The 6,388-nt window shown below is 43.6% G+C and carries 4 protein-coding genes; 2 read left to right on the forward strand and 2 right to left on the reverse strand.

All coding sequences use genetic code 11. The annotated features are described in order from the left end of the window. The first annotated feature begins 119 nt into the window (after positions 1–119). The gene (locus QT994_RS04985; RefSeq protein ID WP_333172250.1) at positions 120–2,579 is read left to right on the forward strand and encodes a SpoIIE family protein phosphatase; all 2,460 of its coding nucleotides are present in this window, start codon (positions 120–122) and stop codon (positions 2,577–2,579) included. Positions 2,580–2,795: 216 nt separating this feature from the next. Here the strand turns inward: QT994_RS04985 and QT994_RS04990 are convergent, their stop codons facing one another. Both QT994_RS04990 and psb35 read right to left on the reverse strand, forming a co-directional pair. Further along, complete coding sequence (locus QT994_RS04990) at positions 2,796–3,821, reverse strand: IS701 family transposase (protein ID WP_445243871.1); 1,026 nt, start codon at positions 3,819–3,821, stop codon at positions 2,796–2,798. A gap of 308 nt (positions 3,822–4,129) precedes the next feature. Continuing rightward, entirely contained in the window at positions 4,130–4,342 is a 213-nt protein-coding gene (psb35, locus tag QT994_RS04995) for a photosystem II assembly protein Psb35 (RefSeq protein WP_333049870.1), read from the reverse strand. Between the two features lie 211 nt (positions 4,343–4,553). Here psb35 and QT994_RS05000 point away from each other — a divergent pair. Then, positions 4,554–6,388, forward strand: a 1,835-nt coding sequence (locus QT994_RS05000; RefSeq protein WP_333172252.1) for a glycerol-3-phosphate acyltransferase, incomplete at its 3' end; no start/stop codon positions are given.

Genomic DNA, 6,388 nt, shown 5'->3' on the forward strand with positions numbered 1-6,388 from the left:
AGTTAGATAGAACTCTAAATTAGTATGACGACTATAATCAGTCTGGATTTTGCCCGGGGTATGACCATGACGAGTGGTACGTCATAAATTTATTATCCGGTTGTTTTGAGTAAATTCCTATGAAACAGTCTTTAGGGACAACTCTATTCCTCTATGTGCTAGCAGGAGCCTTGACGGGATTGGGGGGAATGACCTTCTTGTTCTATCAAATTCTAGAAAAACAGGCAAAAAATGATATTAAAAAACATCTCAATACTGAGGTGCTTTTAATTGAAGAACAATTAGCTGAGGCAGAGAGAACGGGGATAAACTTGGCAATCTCCGTCAAAAACTTCAAGGTGCAGGGCATCACTGAGTCTCAAGCCTATGAAGCGTTGGTGTTTGATACCTACTTGCAGCGACCCAAACTGTCTATGGCTGCCGGGTTTGGGCAAACTCCTTATGGAATTTTGGGTGATCGCCAATGGTACTGGCCTTATTTTTATCAAGACCAAAAAGCCGTAGGACAATTAGGTAAATCTCTCCCTTCACCCTACCAAGACAGTTTGTTTTGTGAACTGTTTAAAGACGACAACTACCCTAAGCAGAATTACTACACGCTGATTGCCAATAATGGCAAAAACCAATGGATGGAACCCTATCGGTGGTACGGGATTACCATGACTACCTACCTCGCCCCGATCCGCGATCACCAAAACCAATTGATCGGGATGACAGGAATTGATGTCAACGTCTCCGCTATGAGCAAAGCCCTTGATAAAGCGGTCTTTTCCGGTGGTGGCTACTTTACAATCATCAGCCAACAAGGTCATATCCTTGCCTATCCCCCTAATCCCAGCAAAGCTGAAGCCCTCGCTACCTACGCCGACGTTCCCGAACTGCAAGAATATTGGCAGGAATTCAAGGCCCACAGTAATAATTTCTTCCAAACCCAGCAAAACTATTTAGTTTGGCAAAAAGTTAGACGAGCTAATTGGTTCATGGTTGCGGTTGTTCCCCGTGCTTTGGTTTTCCAACCCGTTTTCTTCATCACCGTGGGTAGTGCTTTAGGGGCAGGACTTATTTTGGCGATCGTCGTTTTCATCTTTGTTAAGCAACTCAATCATCGCCTTCAACCCATCGTCGAAAAATGCCACACCATCATCACACAAAAGCACCCTAACATCCTGATACAAACTCCTCAAGAAATCCGTTCTCAAGGTGATGAGATCCAAGTCCTCACCCAATCTTTTTACCAGATGACCCAAGAATTACAAGATACTCTTGGGCAACTCAAGGACTCGTTTGAAACCTTGGAATGCAAAAACGAAGAATTGCTGGTTGCTGAAGAAAACTACCGGGGCATCTTTGAAAATGCCCTTGAAGGTATCTTTCAATCGTCCCCCGATGGCAAGTTCATTAGTCTTAACCCCGCAATGGCTCGAATTTACGGATATAACTCGCCACAAGAGATGATCGAGCAGATAACAAATATTGGTGAGCAATTATACATTAACGCATCGGAGCGGGATGAGTTTCGCTGTTTGATGAAAGATCGGGGAAAGGTGCAAAACTTTGAATTTCAAGCGTATCGCCAAGACCACTCGATTATTTGGGCACAGATGGATGCCCGTGCGGTTTGCGATCGCCAGGGTCAGATTGCTTATTACGAAGGTATTGTTCAAGACATCAGCGATCGCAAGCGACAAAAAGTGATTTTGGAAGCGATGGTGAAGGAACGTACTACTGACTTAGCAACAGCCAATGAAGCGATCGTCGCTCTCAATGAAAAACTTAAGGAAGATAATTTCCGCATGGCTGCTGAATTGGATATCGTGCGTCAAATGCAGCAAATGATTCTGCCCAATGCTGATGAACTAGAAATTGATGGACTGGATATTGCTGGATACATGGATGCTGCCGATGAAGTCGGTGGCGACTACTATGATGTCTTGAACACCGATGGCGTTGTTACTCTCGGGATCGGGGATGTCACAGGTCACGGCTTGGAAAGCGGCATACTGATGCTGATGGCGCAAACAGCCGTTCGTACCCTCAATGAGATCCGCGAACTAGATTCGGTGCGGTTTCTAGATGTGATCAACCGCACGCTCTACAAAAACGTCAAGCGCATGAACTCTGAAAAAAGTCTCACCTTGGCGATTTTAAATTACTCTCAAGGATGGGTCAGCATCAGTGGGCAGCATGAAGAAACAATCATTGTGCGCCTTGGTGGAGAAATTGAGCGAATTGACACGATGGATTTGGGGTTCCCCATTGCCCTCCACGATGACATTGCTGAGTTCATCAGTCACATTTCCCTTGAGCTACAGCCAGGAGATGGTGTTGTTCTCTACACCGATGGTATTCCCGAAGCCAAAGACATTAACAAAAAGCAGTATGGACTTGAGCCAATGTGCGAAGTCATTAGCCAAAACTGGCATTTGTCTGCTGAAGAAATCAAGCAAGCGGTGATTGACGATGTGCGGCGACATATTGGCACTCAAAAAGTGTTTGATGATATTACACTGTTGGTTTTGAAGCGAACCCAATTAGGTGTAGAAAACAAGTCACAGCCTCAAGCAGCCACATGGGTTTAGAGCGCTCGCCCATAGGTCGAAAAAACAAACTTATGACATTAAACTGGAAAATAATCGTCGGGGCGATCGCATTAACCGTCAAATTTACGAATAGGTGATGAGATATCTCAAATGCCGCCTCCCAAAAGAGCCTGAGTCTCCTGAGAACTCTAAAGCTTTCGTCAAAGTCTAAATTTCTAGGACTTACGCATTGACAAAAAATATCATCTATGTAGTCTAGATAATGGCATCCTTGTGAAGGTTGGCAAAAATATGCTCACGGACAACAGAAGTAAACAGATTCCTCTGTACTTCATACCAATTGCTAATTATGTTTTCAGAGCGCATAAACTCCAATTTCACAAAAGCTTGAAGTGAACAAAATATATGTGTTTTTATTGCAGAGGTATCTCTAACCATGAATCGACAAATTCCACATACTTGTTTTATAGCACGATGAAAAGCTTCAATACCCCAATGAGTATCATGAATTGTGACGAAGGTACTTCTGGTTATGTCTTGAATTTTCTCCTCATCTGGCCGATATAAAATATAATGTCTAGAGTCTTCTTTTTTAAAGTCTTTCCTAAACAACTTTATAAATCCAAATTCTTTCAGATGAGTCTTTAATCCTTCTTCGGGAATAGCCAGAGTGCTTACCTGACAATACTTGTGTGGTTCATTTGAAACAGTTCTATTTTTTTCAATTCCGAATAGGAAACCCAATTTCTGGTTTTTGAGAAATTTCAAGTTTTCTACTCCTGAATACCAACTATCTCCTGTTACCATTCGGGGTTTGACTCCCCAGCTTATTATTTCACTTACCATTTCTCTAAAATAATCGTTTTTTGTTTTTCCCTCCTTTTTATCATATATTCTATAATTTATTGGCACTGAATTACCATTAATATCGCTGTAATATAGAGTGATTAAATTTAAGCCAATAATAGTTTTATGGGCTTTCCCTGACCAAAAATAACTGATTAATTCTGCATTTTTAGGGTTGCTGTAAATCTTTTCTATAACTGTATCGTCTACACTTAATATCCCCCCTACCAGGTTGATAACTTTCTCTATTATGCTAAATAAATCTTTTGGTTCATATCTCTCTCTCAATAAAAAGCGATTGATACTATCATGTGAAACATCTCCCAATATCTCGGCTAACCTACTACACCCTCCATATTTTGGCTCTGCCAGCAAAAATAAGGTGTAGATGTCTAGATTGCATTCTGCCGTAGAGGGTTTAGTAATTTCTCTCATTCTCCCATACCCATTACTAGACGACCCTTATTTATCTATGCACTATTTTGTTATTCTGTCAATGCGTAAGTCCTAATTTCTATGATTACATCTATCTAATGATCTCTGGCATCAAGGTCAATAAAGGGTTCGAGCACGGGATGAGCGATCGCTTTATTGACATTAGTGCTTTCGGTCAATTAAAACTCTTCACTCAAAGCTTTTATACATAGCAGAGTAAGGGGCGCCGAGGCGCACCCTACCGGATAGATATGCAAGGGTAATTTCTATTCCTCTCAAAGCTTTTTTTGATCTCAAACAGCTTTGTTCTATTTTTTCTTTGAATCAGAAACCTCAGAAATCAAATCATCTTTATCAACTTTGGGTACAAAATCAGGGCGTTCTTTCGCTTCCCAACCGGGGGGACGCTTGGAGTTATACCAGGCGATCGAGCCGATCGTAGTGGCAGCAATAAAGCCAGCAACAAGAACTAATATTGGAGTGCTCAAGCTGACACTTGATTCCGGAACTGGCTGCTGCATCAGCAGGTCAATCATTACTTGCCTGATGGGTGCAACAACAACTGCTATGGGAGTGGTCAAGGTGATATCTATCATTAGGCTAAATCCTTATCTACTCTACTTTTACATTATCTTAAGTGCTAATGCTGTTTTGTTGATATATCGGAAGACAGAAAAATTGACAGAATTGCCGTCATAATGTTTAGAGCTTGAAAATAGGAGAGCTGATTTTATGTCGTTGCTGACAATAGCATTGCTGTTGGCTGCTAGTTTCAGCCTAGGTGCTTTACCACTAACGGGATGGGCGGTGCGAGTCTTTAGCAGCCGAGATTTGAGGGCGCTGGGTACGGGGAATGTGGGCGTGTCTGCTGCTTTCATTCACGGGGGGAAATTAGCGGGAATTGCTGCGGTGTTGGCGGAAATTGCCAGGGGTATTGTGCCGGTTTTGGCGGGGCGATTTTGCTTCCCGGATGCACCTGTGATCGCGATCGTGCTGTTAATTCCTCTAGTTGCAGGCAGATATGCGATCGCCCGTGGTGGAGGCGTTACCAACGCCGTTTGGGGTCTTTTGGTATTTTCGCCGCCGATGGCTGTATCATCGGGCATTTGGGGGATTCTGGTGTGGGGTTTGGCACAACGGTGGTGGGGTGAGGGCGATCGGGCGAGACTCTTTGCTTCCCGTTGCGGGTGTCTGTGCACGCCAATTTGGGTTTGGGCGTGGCGACAATCTTTGCCCGAATTTTTAGCCGCAGCAGGATTAGCTGTTTTGTTAGCAGCAATTAATTTCAGTCAGGGTGATGATATGGGTTTATCTAAATCAGAGCAATTGTTTTCTCTTGATGACTCGTTAGATGTTGCAATCTGCGGCGATAAAGCTGCTAAATTGTCTCAACTGAAACGCGCAGGTTTTAACGTACCTGCTGGTTTTATATTGCCATCGCAGGAAGAAGGAAGAGGGAAGAAGGAAGAAGGAAGAAGGAAGAAGGAAGAAGGAAGAAGGAAGAAAGAAGAAGGAAGAAGGAATGAGGAAATTGCCGATCGACTGTTAATCAGTAATTCTGTAATCCAAAATCTAAAATCCCAAATCCCAAATCGAATGATTGTTCGTTCTTCTGCTGCGGGAGAAGATGGCGACATTAGTTCGGCGGCCGGACAATATCAAACTATTGGTCCTGTTTTCACTGAAGCTGAATTGCTCGACGGCATTAATCGCTGCCGCCAGTCTTATTGGACTGCCGAAGCTGTTGATTACCGCCACCAACGACAACTCACCGATACCCAAATGGCTGTATTGATTCAGCCATACATTCACAGCCAAATTGCGGGTGTCATGTTCAGCCGCAATCCTTTAGATGGCGCTTCCCAAATTATTATTGAAGCTCTGCCGGGAGGTGCTGAATCTGTTGTCGGCGGACAAGTTACTCCGGTTCATTTAGAAATTGATTTTAGTACACCTGAAATTTTAGAAAAACCATTAAGCGCACTTGAAAATAATTCAAGTTTTGATAAAAAAGTTATAGCAGAATTAGTCAAACAAGCGCAAGCTATCGAAGCTTTTTTTCACGGAATCCCGCAGGATATTGAGTGGAGTTGGGACGGGGAAAAAGTTTGGATTTTGCAAAGCCGCCCGATTACAAATTTGCAGCCGTTTTGGACGCGCACTATTGCAGCAGAAGTGATTCCCGGGGCAATTCGTCCCCTAACTTGGTCGATTAACCGGCCGCTGACTTGCGGGGTTTGGGGAGAGATTTTTAAGGTGGTTTTGGGCGATCGCGCGATCGGCTTAAACTTTAATGAAACGGCAACTTTACTGGGCTCTCACGCCTATTTTAATGCGACTTTGTTGGGCGAAATCTTTCGGATGATGGGATTGCCGGAGCAGGGTTTGGAATTTTTGCTGAGAGGGCAAAAAATGGGCAAGCCGCCTTTGGGGAAGATTTTGCCTTCTTTGCCCGGTTTGTGGCGTCTGATCCAGCGAGAGAGGGCGCTGAATGCAGAATTTAAGGGCGATCGTACTTCTATTTTTCTCCCGGCACTGCAAAGTCTGGAGAAGGAAGGAGGAAGAGG

The organism is Microcoleus sp. S13_B4 (assembly GCF_036700885.1).
GTDB lineage: Bacteria > Cyanobacteriota > Cyanobacteriia > Cyanobacteriales > Microcoleaceae > Microcoleus.